The sequence below is a fragment of the Pseudomonas sp. LAMO17WK12:I10 genome (genome assembly GCF_900215185.1).
GTDB lineage: Bacteria > Pseudomonadota > Gammaproteobacteria > Pseudomonadales > Pseudomonadaceae > Aquipseudomonas > Aquipseudomonas chlororaphis.
This window is the reverse complement of record NZ_OBDX01000001.1, coordinates 319,426-337,400: the sequence shown is the minus strand read 5'-3', so window position 1 is coordinate 337,400 and position 17,975 is coordinate 319,426. Positions and strand designations below refer to the sequence as shown.

The window sequence follows — 17,975 nt, the reverse complement described above, 5'->3', positions numbered from 1 at the left end:
TTATCGATGAGAAAAAGAAGGATCGCGATTGACCAGCGCGGCCTGCCCGGCAGCGGGCTTGACCCAGATCAGGTACGCCAGCACCAGCAGAGCGATCCAGACCACGCCGACGATCAGCGCCGCCTGGGTGTCCGGGAAGTAGCCCAGCACACCGAAGATAAACAGCATGAAGGCAATCGCCGCCATCGGTGCATAAGGCCAGAACGGAACCGGGAACTTCAACTGCGCCACCTGCTCAGCCGTCATGGAGCGACGCATGGCCACCTGGGTGAAGAGAATCATCAGCCAGACCCAGACCGTGGCAAAGGTTGCGATCGAAGCGATCAACAGGAAAACGTTCTCCGGAATCAGGTAGTTCAGCAATACCCCCAGCAGCAAGGCAATGCTCATGACCACCACGGTCATCCACGGCACGCCGTAACGCGACAGCTGGGCGAAGCCCTTCGGCGCATGCCCTTGCTGGGCCAGGCCGTACATCATGCGACCGGCACCGAAGATATCGCTGTTGATGGCCGACACCGCCGCCGAGATCACCACGATATTGAGGATGGTCGCCGCCGAGCCGATGCCCAGGTTGGCGAAAATCTGCACGAACGGGCTGCCCTGGTTGCCGATCTGCTGCCAAGGGAAGATGGCCATCAAGACGAACAGGGTCAGTACGTAGAACAGCAGGATGCGCAGCGGCACCGCGTTGATCGCCTTGGGCAGCACCCGATCCGGGTCCTTGGCTTCACCCGCCGTGACACCAATGATTTCGATGCCACCGAAGGCAAACATCACCACGGCAAAGGAGGCGATCAGGCCACCGACACCGTTAGGCATGAAACCGCCGTGCTCCCAGAGGTTGCCGATGCCGGTGACCGCCGAAGCCGATGAACTGCCGATACCGAACAGCATGATGCCGAAACCGCCAAGAATCATGGCGACGATGGCGCCGACCTTGAGCAGCGACAGCCAGAATTCCATCTCGCCAAATACTTTGACGTTACACAGGTTCAACCCGCCGATCAGCGAAACGATACCGAGTACCCAGATCCAGCGCGGCACATCCGGGTACCAGAACCCCATATAGATGCCGAAGGCCGTGACATCGGCCAAGCCGACGATGACCATCTCGAAGGCATAGGTCCAGCCCAGCAGGAAACCCGCCATCGGCCCCAGGTAGGTGCTGGCGTAGTGACCGAACGAGCCGGACACCGGGTTGTGCACGGCCATCTCGCCCAGCGCGCGCATCACCATGAACACCGTGGCGCCACCGATCAGGTAGGCCAGGAGGACCGCGGGACCGGCCATCTGGATGGCCGAAGCGGAACCATAGAACAGCCCGGTGCCGATCGCCGACCCCAGCGCCATGAAGCGAATATGTCGGGCGGACAGCCCGCGTTTCAATCCTTGAGCTTGCTGTTGCATTTCTCGTTCCTAATTATTTTTATCGGAGAAAACCGGAACCACCTGTAGCCGCTGCCGAGGTACGAGGCCGCGAAGCGGTCGGCAGGACCGCCCTCGGGGGCTGCTGCGCAGCCCATCGCAGCTTCGTACCTCAGCAGCGGCTACGGGCATGGTCGTTACAGGCTCGGCAGCAACTTGGCCGGCAGCAGCTCGTTCAGGCAACGGGATGCCAGCAGTTCGCTCGCGGCATTGATGTCCGGGGCGAAGAAGCGGTCCTTCTCGTAGAACGGCACTTTGCTACGCAGGGTGGCACGGGCCTTTTCCAGCTTGGTCGAGGTCTTCAGGCCGTCACGCAGGTCCAGGCCCTGGCAGGCCGCCAGCCATTCCACGGCGAGGATGCCACGGGTGTTTTCAGCCATTTCCCACAGGCGCTTGCCAGCGGCGGGCGCCATGGACACATGGTCTTCCTGGTTGGCGGAAGTCGGCAGGCTGTCCACCGAGTGCGGATGGGCCAGCGCCTTGTTTTCGCTGGCCAGGGCCGCGGCGGTCACCTGGGCGATCATGAAGCCGGAGTTGACCCCGCCATTGGCCACCAGGAACGGCGGCAGCTGGGACATGTGCTTGTCCATCATCAGCGAGATGCGGCGTTCGCTCAGGGAACCGACTTCGGCGATGGCCAGGGCCATGTTGTCGGCGGCCATGGCCACCGGCTCGGCGTGGAAGTTGCCGCCGGAGATCACATCGCCCTCGGCGGCGAACACCAGCGGGTTATCCGACACGGCGTTGGCTTCGACCACCAGCACCTCGGCGGCCTGGCGGAACTGGGTCAGGCAGGCGCCCATGACCTGTGGCTGGCAGCGCAGGGAATACGGGTCCTGCACCTTGTCGCAGTTCTGGTGCGACTTGGAGACTTCGCTGCTGTCGCCCAGCAGGTCGCGGTAAGCCGCGGCGGCATCGATCTGGCCTTTCTGGCCACGGGCGGCATGAATCCGCGCATCGAACGGCGAACGCGAGCCCAGCACCGCCTCGACGGTCAGGCCGCCGCAGGCCAGGGCGCCGGCGAACAGGTCTTCGCCTTCGAACAGGCCACGCAGGGCAAACGCGGTGGAAACCTGGGTGCCGTTGAGCAGCGCCAGGCCTTCCTTGGCCGCCAGGGTCAGCGGCTTGAGGCCGGCCACGCTCAGGGCTTCGGTGGCGTCCAGCCATTGGCCTTTATAACGGGCCTTGCCTTCACCCAGCAGCACCAGGGACATATGCGCCAGCGGCGCGAGGTCGCCGGAAGCGCCCACCGAACCCTTGAGCGGGATATGCGGGTAGACCTCGGCGTTGACCAGGGCGATCAGCGCGTCGATCACCTGGCGGCGGATACCGGAGAAACCACGGCTCAGGCTGTTGACCTTGAGCACCATGATCAGGCGCACCAGGGCGTCGCTGATCGGCTCGCCGACACCGGCGGCATGGGACAACACCAGGGAGCGCTGGAGGTTTTCCAGGTCTTCGCTGGCGATACGGGTCGACGCCAGCAGGCCGAAACCGGTGTTGATGCCGTAGGCGGTGCGGTTCTCGGCGAGGATCTGCTCGACACAGGCGACGCTGGCGTCGATCTGTGCCGAGGCGCTGTTATCGAGGCTGAGGGTTACCGGCTGTTGGTAGACGGCACGCAATTGGGCCAGGGTCAGTTGGCCGGGAATCAGATTTAGCGCAGTCACATTCATGCTCCTTTTGAGAGTTTGTTATTAACTACCAGTCGCTCCGGAAGCTTCCGTTGTCCGTCGCAGCCCGCCGTTTGTGAGCGAGTGGCGCCTTGGCACGCTGGTTTTTCGTGGAAACCGTTGTCTTGGAAAGTCCTGTACTTGCAGGGCGCGCTTCAGCGCACGCCCGGTAAAACCTCCTGCAGCAAGGCCGGAGCCTTGAGCAGCGCCGCCGCGCTGGCGATGTCCGGGGCCAGCCAGCGGTCCTGGTCATAGGCCGGAACTCGCTGGCGCAGCAGCTTCCAGGCCGCATCGGTACCGGCACCGAAACGCTGCTCCTTGAGAAATTCGAAGGCCTGGGCCGCCAGCAGGTATTCGATGGCGAGGATCTGGGTGCAGTTTTCCAGCGCGCGGGAAAGCTTCAGCGCGGCGTTGGTGCCCAGGCTCAGGTGGTCTTCCTGCAGGCCGGAGGTGACGTAGTTGTCGAGCACCGCCGGTTGCGCCAGCTGGCGGTTTTCCGCGCACAGCGAGGCAGCGACGTACTGGACGATCATCATCCCGGAGTTGACCCCGGGGTTGCTCACCAGGAACGCCGGCAAACCGCTGACATGGGGGTTGATCAGGCGGTCCAGGCGGCGCTCGGCGATCGAGCCGATCTCGGCCATGGCGATCGCCAGCAGGTCCGCCGCCAGTGCCACCGACTGGCCGTGGGGGTTGGCCTGGGACATCACCCGGTAATTGTCCGCAGTGCCCAGCACCATCGGGTTATCGGTAACCGAGTTGAGTTCGGTTTCGACCTGCTGCGTCGCGTGCGCCAATTGATCGCGGGCGGCGCCGTGAACCTGCGGGATGGAACGGATGCTCAGGGCATCCTGGGTGCGGATGCCTTTGCTGGCGGCAATCACTTCGCTGCCGTCGAGCAAGGCGCGCAGGTTGATGCCGACCTGCTGCATGCCCGGGTGCGGCTTGAGCGCAATGATCTCGGCGTCGAACGCGGCGATCTGCCCGCGCTGGGCCTCGAAGCTCATGGCGCCGATCACGTCGGCCCATTGCAGCAGGCGCGTGGCATCGGCCAGGGCCAGGCAGCTCAGGCCGGTCATGCACGGAGTACCGTTGACCAGGCACAGACCGTCCTTGGCTCCCAGTTGCACCGGCTTCAGGCCTTCCGCCGCCAGCGCCTGCTCGGCCGACACGATCTGCCCGCGGTAGCTGACCTGGCCGACACCGAGCAAGGCGATGCTGATATGGGCCATGTGGGTCAGGTAACCCACCGACCCCTGGGACGGTACCTGCGGGGTGATACCGCGATTGAGCAGGGCCAGCAGCGCCTCGACCACCCGGCGATGCAGGCCGGACTTGCCGTGGCTGTAGTTGACGACAGCCGCGCAGATGATCGCCCGGGTCTGCTCGTCGGCCAGCGGCGCGCCCACGCCACAGGCATGGCTGAGCAGGGTGTTGCGCGACAACTGGCTGAGCTGTTCGTCCTGCAGCGAAACGTTGCACAGCGCGCCAAGGCCGGTGTTGATGCCATAGGCGCGTTCGCCGCTGACGACGATGCGCTGGACGATGGCCTGGGCATTCTCGATGCGCGCCCAGGCCTGGGCCGACAGCTCGAGCTGTGCGCCATGCCGGGCCACGGCGACCACATCCTGCCAACGCAACGGGGCGTCGGCGATAACGATTTTTTCAGCCTGCGACATGCCAGGACCCTCGAATACTTTATTGAGACCGCTTCGCGATAAAAACCTACAGCCCACCCACTCCCAAGCCTTTAAACCACCGCCGCGCGTCGCTGCACGAAACGGTCGACATACTCGTCCGCCGGCGAATGCAGGATCTCTTTCGGCGTGCCGACCTGGATCAGCCGGCCATCCTTGAGGATCGCGATGCGGTTGCCGATGCGCACGGCCTCGTCGAGGTCGTGGGTAATGAAGACGATGGTCTTGTGCAGGGTCTTTTGCAGCTCCAGCAGTTGGTCCTGCATCTCGGCGCGGATCAGCGGGTCGAGGGCGCTGAAGGCCTCGTCCATCAGGATGATGTCGGTGTCCGCCGCCAGGGCGCGGGCCAGGCCGACGCGCTGGCGCATGCCGCCGGACAGCTGGTGCGGGTACTTGTTCTCGTAGCCCTTGAGGCCCACGGTGTTGATCCAGTGCAGCGCGCGCTCGGTGCAGACTTCCTTGCTCTCGCCCCGCACCTTGAGGCCATAGGCGGTGTTTTCCAGCACGGTCTTGTGCGGCAGCAGGCCGAAGCTCTGGAACACCATGCTGATCTTGTGCCGGCGAAATTCGCGCAGGGCTTCCATGTCGTATTGCAGGATGTCCACGCCATCCACCAGGATCGCGCCGCTGGTCGGATCGATCAGGCGGTTGAAGTGGCGCACCAACGTCGACTTGCCGGAGCCGGACAGGCCCATGATCACGAAGATCTCGCCAGTGCCGATGCTCAGCGACAGGTCGTTGACCCCGACCACGCAGCCGGTCTCGGCCAGCACCTGGTCCTTGGTCTTGTTCTGGCGAATCATGTTCAGCGCGTCGGCCGAACGGTTGCCGAAAATCTTGAAGACGTTCTTGACTTCGATCTTGCTCACGATTGCGTCGTTCATTTGCTCACCTCATGGCGTGGACGACCATAGGCTTGGGTAATACGGTCGATGACCACGGCCAGAATCACGATCGCCAGGCCGGCTTCCAGGCCACGGCCGACGTTGAGGGTCTGGATGCCCACCAGCACGTCTTCGCCCAGGCCACGGGCACCGATCATCGAGGCGATCACCACCATCGACAGGGCCATCATGGTGGTCTGGTTGATCCCGGCCATGATGCTCGGCAGGGCCAGCGGCAGTTGCACGCCGAACAGTTGCTGCCAGCGGTTGGCGCCGAAGGCGTTGATCGCCTCCATGACTTCGCCGTCGACCTGGCGAATGCCCAGGTCGGTCAGGCGGATCAGCGGCGGCGCGGCGTAGATCACGGTGGCGAAGATCGCCGGCACCTTGCCCAGGCCGAACAGCATCAGCACCGGGATCAGGTACACGAAGCTCGGCATGGTCTGCATGATGTCCAAGAGCGGCATCAGCACCGAACGCAGGCGATTACTGCGCGCCGAGAGGATCCCCAGGGGAATGCCGATCAGCACCGAAATGAAGGTCGCCACCAGCATCAGCGCCAGGGTCTGCATCAGCTTGTCCCACAGGCCGACCGCGCCCACCAGGAACAGCAGGCCGACGATCACCGCGGTGGTCACCAGCTTGCGGGTCGAATGCCAGGCGATGCCGCCGACGATCGCCAGCATCAGCCACCAGGGCGCCAGGCGCAGCAGGCCTTCGAGGTTGACGATGGCCCACAGCAGGGTGTCGGAGATGTGGCGGAACACATCGCCGTAGTTGGTCACCAGCGAATCGACCCAACTGTTGACCCAGTCGGCGATGGAAAACGTGAAGCTTTCAGGAAACATAGAGAGACTCTCGATCAAGTGGGTTGCGGCAAGGCTCCCGGCTGCGCTTCAGGCAGCCGGGAAGGCTCTACCTACAAGGCCGCGTCGATTTTCTTGGCTGCGTCGTCGCTCACCCATGCGTGCCAGACTTCAGGATGTTCCTTGAGGAAAATTTTCGCCAGCTTCGGCGATTCGATACGTTCCTTCGCCATCCGGCCCAGGTTCTGGTTGAGCAGGTCGATCGGCAGGTTGACCTTTTCCAGCACGGCCACCAGCTCGGGCGCTTCCTCGTGGAAGGTCTTGGACAGGCCGACCTTGATGGTCACGCTCTTGTCCACGCCCGGTTTTTCTTCCAGCTTCACCAGGTCGACCTGGCCCATCAGTGGGGTTGGCGACCAGTAGTAGAACAGGATCGGCTCGCCACGCTTGTAGCTCGACAGCACCGCGGCATCCAGCGCCGGGCCGGTGCCTGGGCGGAAGTTGGTGTAGCTGCTTTCCAGGCCGTAGCTTTTCAGCATCTCGCTGTTGTCCAGCTCGCAGGTCCAGCCGGCCGGGCAGTTATAGAAACGGCCTTTGCTCGGCTCCTCCGGGTCCTTGAATACGCTGGCGTACTTGCCCAGGTCGGCGATGTTCTTCAGGTCCGGGGCCTTGGCTTCCAGCTTGCGCTTGGCATCGCCTTCGATCACGTAGCGCGGCACGTACCAGCCTTCGATGGCGCCCACCACCGGGGCGCCGACGCCGACCACCTTGCCGGCCTTCTCGGCCTTGTTCCAGACCTCGCTGCGACCGACCCATTCCTCGGCGAAAACCTGGATGTCATTGCTGCTCAGGGCGTTCTCCATGGTGATGGAGTTGCCTGGCAGGCTGTCGGTCTTGCAGCCGTAGCCTTTTTCCAGGACCACTTGCAGCACGTCGGTCAGCAACATGCCGCTTTCCCAGTTCAGGCCGGCGAATTTCACCGGTTTGCCAGACTCGCACCAGCCGGCCGCCTGGGTAGCGCCGGCGCTGGCCAGCAGGCCCATGGAAAGCAAAGTGGTCAGCAGGGTCTTATTCATTTTCATTGTGTGACGCTCCCAATCATTGAAATGGATTACGGCAGTTAAGAGGCATCCAGCCCGTCCACGTCCAATCAGGTCTAGACCGCGGTAGCGCGGCCTGCCCCACTCAGCTTTTGTTCTGTGATCGAGTCCTGCTCTACCGGCAGGATCAGGCGATCGGGTACGGCGCCATGCCATTTCTTCGCGCAGACGTAATACAGCGCCGCGGGAACCACCAGGCCGACGATCCAGGAGATATCCACGCCACCCAGGGCCTCCACCAGCGGGCCGGTGTAGAACTTGGTGGCGATGAACGGCAGCTGCACCAGCACACCGATCACATAGACGCTGATACCGAGGATGTTCCAGCGGCCATAGCGACCGTTCGGATCGGCCAGCGCCGGCACGTCATAGTGCTCGCGGGTGATGCAGTAGTAGTCCACCAGGTTGACCGCGCTCCACGGGGTGAAGAAGGCCAGCAGGAAGAGGATGAAAGACTTGAACGCACCGAGGAACGAGTGCTGGCCGAGCAAGGCGATCAGGGTCGCGGTACCGACGATGACCAGCACGAACACCAGGCGTTGCAAGCGCGTCACTTCCAGGTGGCCACGAAAGCCACTGATGATGGTGGCGATGCACATGAAGCTGCCGTAGGAGTTCAGCGTCGAGATGGTGATCTTGCCGAAGGCGATGCTGAAGTACAGCAGCGCGGCAGTGGCACCGCTGCCGCCCAGGCCGACGATGTAGGCCACTTCGTGGCCGGCGAACTGCCCGTCGGCCATGGCCGCGGCGAACACGCCGAGCATCATCGCCACCTGCGCGCCGATCACCGAACCCGCGCCAGCGGCGAGGAAGGTTTTCACCGAAGAGGTCTTGCTCGGCAGGTAGCGCGAATAGTCGGCCACGTAGGGGCCGAAGGCGATCTGCCAGGACGCGGCGAGCGACACCGCGAGCAGGAAGCTGCTCCAGCTGAAGTGGCGGATTTCCAGGAGTGTGCCAATGTCGGTCTGACTCATCAGGCGACTGAACAGATAAACGAAAGCGATCACGCCAATGACGCTGGCGGCGCGCCCGATGAAATGGATCACCCGGTAGCCGAGCACCGTGACCAGCACGATGACGCTGGCGAAGATCAGGATGCCGACACTGTCGCTGACGCCGAACAGCTGGCCCAGCGCCTGGCCGGAAAGCACCGTGCCGGTGGCGGTGAAGCCCAGGTACATCAGGCAGACCAGGACGATCGGAATGGCCGCGCCATAGACGCCGAACTGAACCCGACTGGAGATCATCTGCGGCAGGCCGAGCTTGGGCCCTTGCGCCGCGTGCAACGCCATCACACCGCCGCCCAGCAGTTGCCCGATGAGCAGGCCGATCAGCGACCAGAACACATCACCGCCCAGCACCACCGCCAGAGCGCCAGTGACAATGGCCGTGATCTGCAGGTTAGCCCCCAACCACAGGGTGAACTGGCTGTAGAGCTTGCCGTGGCGTTCAGCCTCGGGGATGTAGTTGATCGAGCGCCGTTCGATCAGGGGTTTGGAGCTATCGCTGGCCGTGGACATCGTTATTGTTCTCCCGGGAGATTCTTGTCATGTCAAAGCACTGCTACATGGACCGAGCCGCCGCACTGCAGCGTGCGACGGCTTCTTCCCTAATCCTGGCGGCAATCCGCCGGGAGCTTACTTGCCAGTGATCATCGGCAGGTTCAGACCCTGTTCCTTGGCGCAGTCGATGGCGATCTGGTAACCGGCATCGGCGTGACGCATGACACCGGTACCCGGGTCGTTATGCAGCACACGGGCGATACGCTCGGCCGCTTCGTCGGTACCGTCGCAGACGATCACCATCCCGGAGTGCTGGGAGAAGCCCATGCCGACGCCGCCGCCGTGGTGCAGGGAAACCCAGGTCGCGCCGCTGGCGGTGTTCAGCAGGGCGTTGAGCAGTGGCCAGTCGGACACGGCGTCGGAGCCGTCCTGCATCGATTCGGTTTCGCGGTTCGGGCTGGATACCGAACCGGAGTCCAGGTGGTCGCGACCGATGACGATCGGCGCCGACAGCTCGCCGCTACGCACCATTTCGTTGAACGCCAGGCCGAGCTTGGCGCGCAGGCCCAGGCCAACCCAGCAGATACGCGCCGGCAGGCCCTGGAAGCTGATGCGCTCGCGCGCCATGTCCAGCCAGTTGTGCAGGTGAGCGTCGTCCGGGATCAGTTCCTTGACCTTGGCGTCGGTCTTGTAGATGTCCTGCGGGTCGCCCGACAGCGCGGCCCAGCGGAACGGACCGATGCCGCGGCAGAACAGCGGACGGATATAGGCCGGTACGAAGCCTGGGAAGTCGAAGGCGTTCTCGACGCCTTCTTCCTGGGCCATCTGACGGATGTTGTTGCCGTAGTCGAAGGTCGGGATGCCCTGCTTCTGGAAGTCGAGCATGGCCTTGACGTGCACGGCCATCGATTGTTTGGCTGCCTTGACCACCGCCGCCGGCTCGGTCTTGGCGCGCTCGCGGTACTGCTCCCAGGTCCAGCCGGCCGGCAGGTAGCCGTTGAGCGGGTCGTGGGCGCTGGTCTGGTCGGTGACCATGTCCGGACGCACGCCGCGACGGACCATTTCCGGAAGGATTTCAGCCGCGTTGCCGCACAGGGCGATGGAGATCGCCTTACCTTCGGCGGTGTACTTGGCGATACGCGCCAGGGCGTCGTCCAGGTCTTTGGCCTGCTCGTCGACATAGCGGGTCTTCAAACGGAAATCGATGCTGGTTTGCTGGCATTCGATATTCAGCGAGCAGGCACCGGCCAGGGTCGCGGCCAGAGGCTGGGCGCCGCCCATGCCGCCGAGGCCGGCGGTCAGGACCCAGCGGCCCTTGAGGTCATCGTTGTAGTGCTGGCGACCGGCCTCGACGAAGGTTTCGTAGGTGCCCTGGACGATGCCCTGGCTGCCGATGTAGATCCAGCTGCCGGCGGTCATCTGGCCATACATGGCCAGGCCCTTGGCATCCAGTTCGTTGAAGTGCTCCCAGGTCGCCCAGTGCGGTACCAGGTTGGAGTTGGCGATCAGCACGCGCGGGGCGTTGCTGTGGGTCTTGAACACGCCGACCGGCTTGCCGGATTGCACCAGCAGGGTCTCGTCGTCATTCAGGTTGGTCAGGCTCTCGACGATCTTGTCGTAGCACTCCCAGTTGCGCGCGGCGCGGCCGATGCCACCGTAGACCACCAGTTCTTTCGGGTTCTCGGCGACCTCCGGATCGAGGTTGTTCATCAGCATGCGCAGCGGTGCTTCTGTCAGCCAGCTCTTGGCGGTCAGCTTGTTGCCGCGGGCAGCGCGAATTTCGACGTTCCGGTATTTCGTAGGTTTATTCTCAGTCACGAAAAAACTCCTCAGCGATCAATCCAAACCAACCCAGGCAGTGGGCGAGCGTGCCTGCGCGCAGGGCGCTGCGCAGCAAGCGAATCAGGGGACGCTGCGAAGAGTCTTCAGTGACTCATACGCATACGTCTTTACTTGTACATACAAGCATATGCAATCGATCGGCCAACTCGTTGAATAAGCCTTCAAGAAAATCTCTGGAAATGCTGGAGAGGCCCTTGGATCAAGGGTTTCAGCGTCGATTATTTTTTCGCGGGGGATATGGCGAGAGGAGTGAGAGCTGTTACTTCGCCAGGGCTTTGCGCCACGCTGGGGCGTTCGGTAACAAATTGGTGCGCGAGGGAAACAACATCAGGAAGGGAGAGAAACAAGCCTTGTGTAGCCGCTGCCGAAGGCTGCGATCGGCTCCGAAGGAGACGCGCTCTTTGCAGGCCTCGAAAGGCTCTTCGAGCCTCATCGCAGTTGCGGCAGCGGCTACAGGTCAGATGGCTGTCAGTTCGATCACGCAGCAAGCGCCGCTGACGCTGACTTCCCGCAGGCCGGGGTTATCCAGCAGTTGCAGGCAGTCATGGCGCTCAAGCAACGCGGCGATACCGCCACCCAGGTCGGCGCGCATTTCCTCGGCAACGCTGAATACCAGCACCGTGCCGGCCTGGGTGAAGAAGCGCTGGCCACCCGACAGCCATTGCAGGCGAGCGCTGTAGCGGTCCGGCGCGTAGATCAGGTTGAAGTCGCGAATCGGCCCGTCGATCAGGGTGCACGCGACCTGGCTGGCGCCACTGAAGGCAAAGGGGTCCAGCGGTAACAGTGCGCGGGTGTCCTCGCCATCCACCGTCAGGGTCATGCCCGCGCCTTGCAGCACGGTGATGATCCGCTGGTAGCCGGCGAAGCTGGAGAAGCCGCCGGATTCGCCGATATCGGCGATCGACAGCCGCCAGCCGAAACCTTCCAGGCCGACGCCGGCGTCCCGGGTAATCTCTTCGGTGCTGCCGCCACCGTTCTTCCATGGCATGCGCGGGTAGTTGGCCGCGCGCAAAACATTCAACTGAGTCATTGATGCCCCTTACTTATGAAACCGCCCTTCCAGGCTGTGACGAGACCCCGGGTGGATCAGGCGCGCGGCGGTCACCGGCTGACGGCCGGACCAGGTCCGGCGGCGAATCAGCAGGCACGGCTCGCCGCGCTCGATCTGCAGCAACTTGCATTCTTCCGGCTCGGCCAGAATCGCCTCGACCACGTGCTCGCCCTCGGTCAGCGGCGCGACCTGGTTCAGGTAGGCGTAGGGGGTCTGCAGGGTGAAATCCTGCTTGAGGTAATCCGGCGCTACCAGCGCGTTGACGAAACGGTCCTCGATCTGCACCGGGATATCGTTTTCGAAATGCACGATCAGCGAATGGAAGACCCTCTGCCCTTCGCGCATTTCCAGGGCCACGGCGCGCTCGGAACCGGCCGCCTCTTCACCCAGGGTGATGACCTTGCACGTGTGGCGATGACCGCGCGAGGCGATCTCGTCGGCAATGTTGTGCACCTCGAACAGCGCCGACTGGCTTTTCGGTTCGGCGACGAAAGTCCCCACGCCCTGCATGCGCACCAGCAGGCCTTCGGCGGTCATCTCGCGCAGTGCGCGGTTGATGGTCATGCGGCTGAAACCCAGCTGGCTGACCAGCTCGCTTTCCGAGGGCACACGGTAATGCGGCGGCCAGTTTCCACTCTCGATTTGCTGGGTGATCATCTGCTTGACGCGGGCGTACAGGGGCGCCGGACTATCGCCCAGATGGGCGGCCAGCGGGGAGTTGGCGGGCGGAGTCGGCACGGGAAATCCTTGTTGGCTGAAGAAAGAGGCTAGCTTGCCGGAGTTTACCGAGCAGGCAAACGTCTGTATATGTATATACAAATAACACACGACGGGGTGCTTGAACCATGTCCGCCTTCTTTGCCGAACGCGCACTGCTGCCTAACGGATGGGCCAACAACGTACGTCTCGAGGTCAGCGCCGACGGCCTGTTGACCCACATCCAGGCCGATGCCAGCGCAGAAGGCGCCGAGCGGCTACAGGGCCCGCTGCTGCCGGGCATGCCCAACCTGCACTCCCATGCGTTCCAGCGGGCGATGGCCGGGCTGGCGGAAGTGGCCGGCAACCCCAACGACAGCTTCTGGACCTGGCGCGACCTGATGTATCGCCTGGTGGGCAAGATCAGCCCGGGCCAGCTGGGCATCATCGCCCGTCAGCTGTACATCGAAATGCTCAAGGCCGGTTACACCTCGGTCGCCGAATTCCATTACGTGCATCACGACACCAACGGCCAGCCCTACGCCGACCCGGCCGAGCTGTCCCTGCGTATCAGCCAGGCCGCCAGCGCCGCCGGCATCGGCCTGACCCTGCTGCCAGTGCTGTACAGCCACTCCGGTTTCGGCGGCCAGGCGCCCAACGAAGGCCAGCGCCGCTTCATCAACAGCACGGAAAACTACCTCAAGCTGCAAAGCCGCCTGCAACCGCTGCTGGCCCGGCAACCGGCCCAACAGCTGGGGCTGTGCTTCCACTCGTTGCGCGCGGTCACCCCGCAGCAGATCAGCGAGGTGCTGGCCGCCAGCGACAAGCAGTGCCCGGTGCATATCCACATTGCCGAACAGCAGAAGGAAGTCGACGACTGCCTGACCTGGAGCGGGCGTCGGCCGCTGCAATGGCTGTATGAAAACACCGAGGTCGATCAGCGCTGGTGCCTGGTCCATGCCACCCACGCGAATGCCGAAGAAGTCAGCCTCATGGCGCAGAGCCGGGCGATTGCCGGCCTGTGCCTGACCACCGAAGCCAACCTCGGCGACGGGATTTTCCCGGCGGTGGATTTCCTCGCCCAGGGCGGCCGCATGGGCATCGGTTCCGACAGCCATGTGTCGCTGAGCGTGGTGGAAGAATTGCGCTGGGCGGAATACGGCCAGCGCCTGCGCGATCAACGCCGCAACCGCCTGTATCGCAGCGACCAGCCGATGGTTGGCCGGACTCTGTACGACGCCGCGCTGGACGGCGGCGCCCAGGCCCTGGGGCAACCGATCGGCGCCCTGGAAGTGGGCAAGCGCGCCGACTGGCTGGTGCTCGACGGCAACGATCCTTACCTGGCCACCGCCGAGGGCGACGGCATCCTCAACCGCTGGCTGTTCGCCGGCGGCGATCGCCAGGTGCGCGATGTGCTGGTCAACGGTCAGTGGGTAGTGCGCGACGGACGTCACGCAGGCGAGGAAGAAAGTAATCGGGCCTTTACCCAGGTGCTGCGCGACCTGCTCGGCTGAAGCCCGTCACCGCGGGAGCCAGCACGCTGGCTCCCGCATGGATTCACTTCGAGGTCTTGGCCATCGCCTTGTCCGACACGCGCCAGATCAGGCGGGTGGTGTCATAACCCTGCTGGCGCGCCCTGCTCAGCAGGTCCTCGCGAACCGCCTCGCTGACATTCGGCCGACGCGACAACAGCCACAGGTATCGACGATCCGGGTTGCCGACAATGGCGGTCTTGTAGTCGTCGCTCACATACAGCACCCAGTAGTCGCCCTTGGCCAGGCCCGGTATCAACCGGGAAAACCAGGTATCGAACTCGACCCACAGCTTGTCGGTTTTGTCCGGCGCCTGCGGCGTCGCGGTGCCCCGCACCTCTTCCCATTGCCAATTGGAGGTCAGGCAGCGGTTGAGTACCGCCATATTGCCTTCGGGCAACAGGGTGTAGCGGGCTTCGGATTGCGCGCAATTGCGCTGGAAATACATCGGCAAACGCGCCAGCTCGTACCAGGTCCCTTGGTAACGCTTGAGATCGACGTGATTAGCGGTCTTGGGCGCCAGTGAATCATCCCGGGAAGTGGCGCAACCGGCCAACAACAGACCGGCCAGAAGAGTGACTAGCAAACGCATCATTATTTTTCTCCCGTGGGCACGTGGCCCCGGTTTTTTTTACTTCAGGCCTTGCCCGGAAAACATCAGCACTTTGTCACCGGCGTACTGCACGCTGATAAAGCTGTTCTTGTCACCCCAGGTGCAGCTGGACATGCCCAGCGCGCCGGAACAATCGGTTGGTTTGCCCAGCAGTTTTTCAACTTCGGCCTTGGGCATGCCGGCCGACAGCTTGGAATAGTTTTCCTGATTGATCTTGCCGCATGCAGCCAACAGCACGCAGAACGACAACAGAGCGAGAGAACGCAGGGACATGGTGAAACTCCTGGGCGGACGGGGGGATGGCATGCTGCCAACCAGAAGCTTAGAAGAGAAAAGCCCCATCTGGTTCCCCAGCCAGACGCCTATTTATTGTGACGCAGCGCCCAGCATTTCCTCCCGAATCAACCACTTTGCGGGGGCAAAACGCATTTCGTCGGGCAGGCGTCGGCGCACTTCATCTTTCATGATGGCCAGTCGACATAAACGCAGCGCAAAAGCTGCCGCTATGGCAAATTGACACCCCCTCGCTGACCACCCTTTCGCGGTAGCTCACTTAATGACCAGAAACATGAAATTCAGCCATAAGATCCTGCTTGCCGCCGCTCTTGTGGTCGCCGTTGCGTTCGCCTGTTTTATCCTGTTCAACGACTATCGACAGCGCGAGGCCCTGCGCAGCAGCAACGAGTCCTCCATGCAGGAACTCGGCAGCCTGACCAGCAGCAACATCCAGACCTGGCTGGAAAGCCGTATCCAGTTGCTGCACACCCTGGCTCAGCAAATCGCCGTGGACGGCAGCGGCGCCGATGGCCTGAAACGCAGCGTCGGCCTCCCCGCCTACGCCAGCAACTTCCAGCTCAGCTACTTCGGCGGCCAGGACGGCGCGATGTTCTCGGTCCCGGCGGGTAACCGCGCCCCCGACTACGACCCGCGCGCCCGTGGCTGGTACAAGGCGGCCAACTCGGCCCAGCAGACCATCGTCACCGAACCCTACATCGCCGCTTCGTCCGGCAAGCTGGTGATCACCGTCGCCACCCCGGTCCAGCACCAGGGCAGCTTCATCGGCGTCGCCGGCGCCGATATCGACCTGTCCAACGTCAGCGCCATCATCAACTCGCTGAATTTCGGCGGCCATGGCCAGGCGTTCATCGTCAGCGCCGGCGGCAAGATCCTGATCCACCCGGACAGCAAGCTGGTGCTCAAGAACCTCAGCGACGCCTACCCCAATGGCGCCCCGCAGGTCGGCCCGGGCCTGAAGGAAGTCGAGCTGGACGGCAAGACCCAGCTCATCTCCTTCACCCGCGTCAACGGCGTGCCGGCGGCGGACTGGTACGTGGCACTGGTGCTGGACAAGGACACCGCGTTCTCGATGCTCAGCGAGTTCCGCACCTCGGCGATCATCGCCATGCTGATTGCCGTAGTGATCATCATCAGCCTGCTGGGCATGCTGATCCGCGTGCTGATGCAGCCGCTGCACCTGATGGGCCGCGCCATGCACGACATCGCCGAGGGCGAAGGCGACCTGACCAAGCGCCTGACCATCCATGGCCACGACGAGTTCGGCACCCTGGGCGTGTCGTTCAACCGTTTCGTCGAACGGGTTCACGGTTCGATCCGCGAAGTCGCCTCGGCCACCGGCCAGGTCAACGAAGTCGCCTTGCGGGTGGTCAGTGCCTCGAACTCGTCGATGTTCAACTCCGGCCAGCAGGCCTCACGCACCAGCAGCGTCGCCGCGGCGATCAACCAGCTCGGCGCCGCCGCCCAGGAAATCGCCCAGAACGCCGCGCTGGCGTCGCAGCACTCCAGCGATGCGCGCAACCTGGCCAGCGAAGGCCAGGCCGTGGTCGACCAGACCATCGCCGCCATGCAGCAACTGTCGGCGAAGATCAGCGACTCCTGCGGCCATATCGAAACCCTGAACAGCAACACGGTGAACATCGGCCAGATCCTCGAAGTCATCACCAGCATCTCCCAGCAGACCAACCTGCTGGCCCTCAATGCCGCCATCGAAGCCGCCCGCGCCGGTGAGGCCGGCCGTGGTTTCGCGGTGGTCGCCGATGAGGTGCGCAACCTCGCCCACCGCACCCAGGACTCGGCGCAGCAAGTGCAGAAGATGATCGAGGAACTGCAGGTCGGCGCCCGCCAGGCGGTGGACACCATGACCGAAAGCCAGCGCGAGAGCGCAAGCAGCGTCGGCATCGCCAACCAGGCCGGCCAGCGCCTGGGCAGCGTGACCCAGCGCATCGGCGAGATCGACGGCATGAACCAGTCCGTGGCCACCGCCACCGAGGAGCAGACCGCCGTGGTGGAGTCGATCAACGTCGACATCACCGAGATCAACACCCTCAACCAGGAAGGCGTGGAAAACCTGCAGGCGACCCTGCGCGCCTGCGCCGACCTGGAGCAGCAAGCGGCGCGGTTGCAGCAGTTGGTGGGCAGTTTCCGGATTTAACGATCAGCAACACTCAACTCGTCTGGCGCGACGCACATAGGACTGAATAAAGACTAAACTCAGTCCTGCTTCCCCAGACGAGATGCTCCCATGAAGCTTTCTTCTCAGATCAAACCGATCAGTTACCTGAAAAGCCACACCGCCGAGATCGTCAAAACCATCACCGAAAGCCGTGAGCCCATGGTCATTACCCAGAACGGCGAGGCAAAACTGGTGGTCATGGATGTGAAAAGCTTCGAGCAGCAGGAAGAAACCATGGCGCTGCTGAAGATCCTCGCCCTCGGTAATCGTGAGATCGATGAAGGCCAATTCCGCGATGCGCAGGACGTGTTTGCCGACCTGGACCGGGCCGACCAGCAGTGACATTCAAGGTAGTGCTTCTGCATTCGGCGGAAACCGACCTCATCGAGTTACGTACCTACCTCACCCAGCGGTTCTCCACCGCTACCTGGCACAACAGCTACAGCAGCCTGAAACAGGCCATTCGCCAACTGGCCGCCCTGCCCTACGCCGGGGCGATTCCCGCAGAACTCGAACAACTGCATGTCGGCCACTACCGACAGATACTCTCGGGGATGAATCGAATCATCTATGAAGTACGAGACGCTACCGTCTACATCCATGTCATCGCCGATACCCGCCAAGACCTGCAAACCATGCTGATGAAACGGCTGCTGCGAGTCAGGCGCTAAGTATTCATGG

At 63.1% G+C, this 17,975-nt stretch carries 16 protein-coding genes; 4 read left to right on the top strand and 12 right to left on the bottom strand.

Features of this window, described 5'->3' with window-relative positions; genetic code table 11:
• The 10 genes from CRO75_RS01420 to hutC all read right to left on the bottom strand — a co-directional run bounded on the left by CRO75_RS01420 (position 1) and on the right by hutC (position 12,640).
• Complete coding sequence (locus tag CRO75_RS01420) at positions 1-1,410, bottom strand: amino acid permease (RefSeq protein WP_097134225.1); 1,410 nt, start codon at positions 1,408-1,410, stop codon at positions 1-3.
• Positions 1,411-1,565: 155 nt separating this feature from the next.
• Positions 1,566-3,104 (bottom strand): histidine ammonia-lyase, encoded by a 1,539-nt coding sequence (gene hutH / locus CRO75_RS01415; RefSeq protein WP_097134224.1) that lies wholly within the window; start codon positions 3,102-3,104, stop codon positions 1,566-1,568.
• A 152-nt stretch (positions 3,105-3,256) separates the two neighbouring features.
• On the bottom strand, positions 3,257-4,780 hold the full coding sequence (hutH, locus tag CRO75_RS01410; protein WP_097134223.1) for a histidine ammonia-lyase: 1,524 nt from the start codon (positions 4,778-4,780) through the stop codon (positions 3,257-3,259).
• Positions 4,781-4,851: 71 nt separating this feature from the next.
• Positions 4,852-5,682, bottom strand: coding sequence for a glycine betaine/L-proline ABC transporter ATP-binding protein (locus tag CRO75_RS01405; protein ID WP_007925912.1), 831 nt, complete (start codon positions 5,680-5,682; stop codon positions 4,852-4,854).
• On the bottom strand, positions 5,679-6,530 hold the full coding sequence (locus CRO75_RS01400; protein ID WP_007925913.1) for a proline/glycine betaine ABC transporter permease: 852 nt from the start codon (positions 6,528-6,530) through the stop codon (positions 5,679-5,681). Before CRO75_RS01400 ends, CRO75_RS01405 begins: the two co-directional genes overlap by 4 nt.
• Positions 6,531-6,601: 71 nt before the next feature.
• Positions 6,602-7,570 (bottom strand): ABC transporter substrate-binding protein, encoded by a 969-nt coding sequence (locus CRO75_RS01395; RefSeq protein ID WP_007925914.1) that lies wholly within the window; start codon positions 7,568-7,570, stop codon positions 6,602-6,604.
• Positions 7,571-7,644: 74 nt separating this feature from the next.
• A complete protein-coding gene (locus CRO75_RS01390; RefSeq protein WP_097134222.1) occupies positions 7,645-9,108 on the bottom strand; it encodes a cytosine permease in 1,464 nt (487 codons plus the stop codon).
• A 117-nt stretch (positions 9,109-9,225) separates the two neighbouring features.
• Entirely contained in the window at positions 9,226-10,908 is a 1,683-nt protein-coding gene (gene hutU / locus CRO75_RS01385; RefSeq protein WP_007925917.1) for a urocanate hydratase, read from the bottom strand.
• Between the two features lie 481 nt (positions 10,909-11,389).
• Positions 11,390-11,962 (bottom strand): HutD family protein, encoded by a 573-nt coding sequence (locus CRO75_RS01380; RefSeq protein ID WP_097134221.1) that lies wholly within the window; start codon positions 11,960-11,962, stop codon positions 11,390-11,392.
• Between the two features lie 9 nt (positions 11,963-11,971).
• Positions 11,972-12,640: a histidine utilization repressor gene (gene hutC, locus CRO75_RS01375; protein WP_238437480.1), complete on the bottom strand. Its 669-nt coding sequence runs from the start codon at positions 12,638-12,640 to the stop codon at positions 11,972-11,974.
• A gap of 188 nt (positions 12,641-12,828) precedes the next feature.
• On the opposite strand from hutC, the gene CRO75_RS01370 reads away from it, so the two are divergent.
• The gene (locus CRO75_RS01370) at positions 12,829-14,193 is read left to right on the top strand and encodes a formimidoylglutamate deiminase (protein WP_097134220.1); all 1,365 of its coding nucleotides are present in this window, start codon (positions 12,829-12,831) and stop codon (positions 14,191-14,193) included.
• Positions 14,194-14,236: 43 nt separating this feature from the next.
• Here the strand turns inward: CRO75_RS01370 and CRO75_RS01365 are convergent, their stop codons facing one another.
• Complete coding sequence (locus CRO75_RS01365) at positions 14,237-14,806, bottom strand: lipocalin family protein (protein ID WP_009041786.1); 570 nt, start codon at positions 14,804-14,806, stop codon at positions 14,237-14,239.
• 36 nt (positions 14,807-14,842) lie between these two features.
• The gene (locus CRO75_RS01360; RefSeq protein ID WP_007925924.1) at positions 14,843-15,097 is read right to left on the bottom strand and encodes a hypothetical protein; all 255 of its coding nucleotides are present in this window, start codon (positions 15,095-15,097) and stop codon (positions 14,843-14,845) included.
• A 283-nt stretch (positions 15,098-15,380) separates the two neighbouring features.
• On the opposite strand from CRO75_RS01360, the gene CRO75_RS01355 reads away from it, so the two are divergent.
• The 3 genes from CRO75_RS01355 to CRO75_RS01345 all read left to right on the top strand — a co-directional run bounded on the left by CRO75_RS01355 (position 15,381) and on the right by CRO75_RS01345 (position 17,965).
• Positions 15,381-17,273: a methyl-accepting chemotaxis protein gene (locus CRO75_RS01355; protein ID WP_204856401.1), complete on the top strand. Its 1,893-nt coding sequence runs from the start codon at positions 15,381-15,383 to the stop codon at positions 17,271-17,273.
• A 90-nt stretch (positions 17,274-17,363) separates the two neighbouring features.
• Positions 17,364-17,636, top strand: a complete 273-nt coding sequence (locus tag CRO75_RS01350) for a type II toxin-antitoxin system Phd/YefM family antitoxin (RefSeq protein WP_097134218.1) — start codon at positions 17,364-17,366, stop codon at positions 17,634-17,636.
• Positions 17,633-17,965, top strand: coding sequence for a type II toxin-antitoxin system RelE/ParE family toxin (locus tag CRO75_RS01345; protein WP_097134217.1), 333 nt, complete (start codon positions 17,633-17,635; stop codon positions 17,963-17,965). Before CRO75_RS01350 ends, CRO75_RS01345 begins: the two co-directional genes overlap by 4 nt.
• Positions 17,966-17,975 lie beyond the last annotated feature (10 nt).

Excerpts from the sequence above, each read along its gene's own strand:
- CRO75_RS01420 (WP_097134225.1), bottom strand. The coding sequence starts at position 1,410 with ATGCAACAGCAAGCTCAAGGATTGAAACGCGGGCTGTCCGCCCGACAT.
- hutH (WP_097134224.1), bottom strand. The coding sequence starts at position 3,104 with ATGAATGTGACTGCGCTAAATCTGATTCCCGGCCAACTGACCCTGGCC.
- hutH (WP_097134223.1), bottom strand. The coding sequence starts at position 4,780 with ATGTCGCAGGCTGAAAAAATCGTTATCGCCGACGCCCCGTTGCGTTGG.
- CRO75_RS01405 (WP_007925912.1), bottom strand. The coding sequence starts at position 5,682 with ATGAACGACGCAATCGTGAGCAAGATCGAAGTCAAGAACGTCTTCAAG.
- CRO75_RS01400 (WP_007925913.1), bottom strand. The coding sequence starts at position 6,530 with ATGTTTCCTGAAAGCTTCACGTTTTCCATCGCCGACTGGGTCAACAGT.
- CRO75_RS01395 (WP_007925914.1), bottom strand. The coding sequence starts at position 7,570 with ATGAAAATGAATAAGACCCTGCTGACCACTTTGCTTTCCATGGGCCTG.
- CRO75_RS01390 (WP_097134222.1), bottom strand. The coding sequence starts at position 9,108 with ATGTCCACGGCCAGCGATAGCTCCAAACCCCTGATCGAACGGCGCTCG.
- CRO75_RS01380 (WP_097134221.1), bottom strand. The coding sequence starts at position 11,962 with ATGACTCAGTTGAATGTTTTGCGCGCGGCCAACTACCCGCGCATGCCA.
- hutC (WP_238437480.1), bottom strand. The coding sequence starts at position 12,640 with ATGATCACCCAGCAAATCGAGAGTGGAAACTGGCCGCCGCATTACCGT.
- CRO75_RS01370 (WP_097134220.1), top strand. The coding sequence starts at position 12,829 with ATGTCCGCCTTCTTTGCCGAACGCGCACTGCTGCCTAACGGATGGGCC.
- CRO75_RS01365 (WP_009041786.1), bottom strand. The coding sequence starts at position 14,806 with ATGATGCGTTTGCTAGTCACTCTTCTGGCCGGTCTGTTGTTGGCCGGT.
- CRO75_RS01360 (WP_007925924.1), bottom strand. The coding sequence starts at position 15,097 with ATGTCCCTGCGTTCTCTCGCTCTGTTGTCGTTCTGCGTGCTGTTGGCT.
- CRO75_RS01355 (WP_204856401.1), top strand. The coding sequence starts at position 15,381 with ATGACCAGAAACATGAAATTCAGCCATAAGATCCTGCTTGCCGCCGCT.
- CRO75_RS01350 (WP_097134218.1), top strand. The coding sequence starts at position 17,364 with ATGAAGCTTTCTTCTCAGATCAAACCGATCAGTTACCTGAAAAGCCAC.